This is a genomic window from Ideonella sp., from assembly GCF_036277275.1.
Classification (GTDB): Bacteria; Pseudomonadota; Gammaproteobacteria; order Burkholderiales; family Burkholderiaceae_C; genus Ideonella.
In genome coordinates, this window is sequence record NZ_DASUNH010000011.1 from 1 (window position 1) to 2,511 (window position 2,511).

Consider the following 2,511-nt stretch of genomic DNA (forward strand, 5'->3'; position numbering starts at 1 on the left):
AGGGCGCCGACGCGGCCGACGCGGGCAGCCCGACCTTCTGCGCCGTCCGCTCGACCGCGCGGCCGGTGGCCGAGGCCGCTCTGCCCACCGCTTCGGCGGTCTTCCGCGCGCCACGCTCGACCGCACTGGCAGCCTTGCCAGCCCCGCGCTGCACGGCATGGCCCACCCGCGTGGCCACGCCCGAGGCCGTGCTGGCCGCGGCGCTGGCCGCTTCGGCCGGGCCGGCCACCGCTGCCGCCGATGCCGCCCACAACAAGGCGCCGGCCAGGCCGGCCCGGCCGATCTTCATCAAGGTGCGAGAAGCCATCGCTGCCTCCTGCCGATCAATACACACACCTGCGGGATTGACCCTGGTTTCGAGGCGGAAGTTCAACCACGGCAGCTCACAGCGCCGCGCTGACCAGCGCCTGGATCTGTTGGTCGGTGATCGTCAGGTTCTTGTTCACGAAGCTGGGCGTCACGCAGACGGCGCTGCTGGCGCTTCGGGCGCAGATCGCACGGAAGTTCTTGACCTGGAAGGCCTCGTCGCCCACGCCCGTGACCGGCGTCGACACGGTGCCCATCGCGTGTTTCCAGAGGCTGTACTGGTCGGCGGTGCCCAACCGCAGGGCGAACAAGTCGCCGCCCCGGCCGTCTTTGTAGGCCACGTCGGTGTAGGTCTTGCCGTGCCAAGTCCTGGTCGTGGTCTTGTGCGTCACGCCACTGACGCCCAGTTCCTTGGCGACCGCAGCGTCCGCCAACTCGCCTGCCGCGGCCAGCGGGCCGATCACGCCGAGGGTCAGCGCGGCAAGCGCCGCGGCGGTCGTCTGCTTCATCGTTTTCAAGGGCTGCATCGAAGCCGGAAACCATAGCCCAGCCGGCATCCGGCGTCTGTGTCAATCGATGACAAGCCCCTCGCGGAGGAGCTCAACGCCCCTGGAACAGCGCCGGTCGCTTGTCGATGAAGGCCTGCATGCCCTCTTTCTGGTCTTCGGTCGCAAACAACGCATGGAAGGTGCGTCGCTCGAACAGCAGCCCTTCGCGCAGCCCCACTTCCAGCGCGCGCTCGACCGCCTCGCGCGCGACCATCGACGCCGCCTTGCCGTGGCTAGCGATCTGCCGTGCCGCACCGAGGGCCTCGTCCATCAGCTTGTCCACCGACACCACGCGCGAAGCCAGGCCGACACGCTGCGCTTCTTCGGCGCCGATCGTGCGGCCGGTCAACACCATGTCCATCGCCACCGACTTGCCGACCAGCTTGGTCAGCCGCTGCGAACCGCCCATGCCGGGAATCACACCGAGCTTGATCTCGGGCTGGCCGAACCTGGCGTTGTCGGCCGCGAAGATGAGGTCGCACATCATCGCCAGCTCGCAGCCGCCGCCCAGCGCATGCCCGGCCACGGCAGCGATCTTCGGTGTGCGCAGCGCGGCAAAGCCGTCCCAGCCGGCGAAGAAGTCGGCGTAGAACATGTCCATGTAGCTCTGGCCGCGCATCTCCTTGATGTCGGCACCGGCGGCGAAGACCTTGTCCGAGCCGGTGATGACGAAGCAGCCGACGTTGCGGTCGCGGTCGAAGGCCCGCAGGCCGTCGACCAGTTCGTGCATCAGGTCGGTGTTCAGCGCGTTCAGGGCCTGCGGCCGGTTCAGCCGCGCGATGACGACGCCACCGTCGCGTTCGATCAGGATGCTGCTCATGGGATCTCTCCAGGTCGGGTTGAGTTGGTGGGCGGTGCTGGCAGGTTTCAGGAGTCCCAGATCGCGCCGTAGGCCGGGATGCCGCGGCTTTCCATCGCATGGACGACCTCGCGCGTCAGCTTCTGGTTGGCAATGCAGATCACCGCCTCGGCCTGGCTGCTGCGGTGGGCCGCCAGCGCCAGGTGCACGAGGTCGGGCTTGCCGCTGGCATCGGTGTCCCAGATCAATGCGTCGGGCTGCGCGGCCAGGATCTCGTCGACCAGCGCATCGCCATAGGTCTTGCGCGGGCTGCGGGTCGACCAGATCAGCTGCATCGGCACACGCTGCGCCAGCAGGTGCGGCAACACCGGCCCGATGCCGCTGCCGGTGGCCACGTAGACCACCTTCTTGAACAGCGTCTCGATGTTCGCGACGCCGGCGGTCGTGATGCCCTTGACCCACACATGCGACGGCATGTCGTTGATGAAATCACCGGTCCAGTCGCCTGCACGCGAGATGATCAGCCGAAAACCTTCTTCGCCCGGCGTCGGAATGTTGGCGAACGAGTGCCACTCGACCAGAGGGCTGCGGCTGACAGCGGTCGACGAGCCGGGGAACGGTGTCTCGCCATGGTTGAAGCGCACCACCGCCGCATGCGACGAAGGCCGCACGATCGCCACCCGTACCCTGCGCAGCCGCAGCCACGGCAGCGCGATGCTGACGCTCAGCACGATCAGCGTCCACAGCGCCGGCGACGCCCACACCGCATCGGCGAACGGCCGTGCCCCACGCTGCGCATCGACGAACACGAACGCGTGGGTCCAGAACAGCGCCAGCGCCGTCCAGCCGCCGAAGCGA

Annotated in this window: 3 protein-coding genes and 1 pseudogene; all 4 read right to left on the minus strand. The window is 68.3% G+C overall.

Annotated elements, in window-relative coordinates:
* A pseudogene (locus tag VFY73_RS02705) lies at positions 1-307 on the minus strand (hypothetical protein); the annotation flags it as partial.
* A 76-nt stretch (positions 308-383) separates the two neighbouring features.
* Positions 384-815, minus strand: coding sequence for a hypothetical protein (locus tag VFY73_RS02710; protein WP_329716372.1), 432 nt, complete (start codon positions 813-815; stop codon positions 384-386).
* A gap of 91 nt (positions 816-906) precedes the next feature.
* A complete protein-coding gene (locus VFY73_RS02715; protein ID WP_329716373.1) occupies positions 907-1,674 on the minus strand; it encodes an enoyl-CoA hydratase-related protein in 768 nt (255 codons plus the stop codon).
* Between the two features lie 47 nt (positions 1,675-1,721).
* Positions 1,722-2,511 (minus strand): hypothetical protein (locus tag VFY73_RS02720; protein WP_329716374.1); only part of this gene is annotated, 790 nt, incomplete at its 5' end.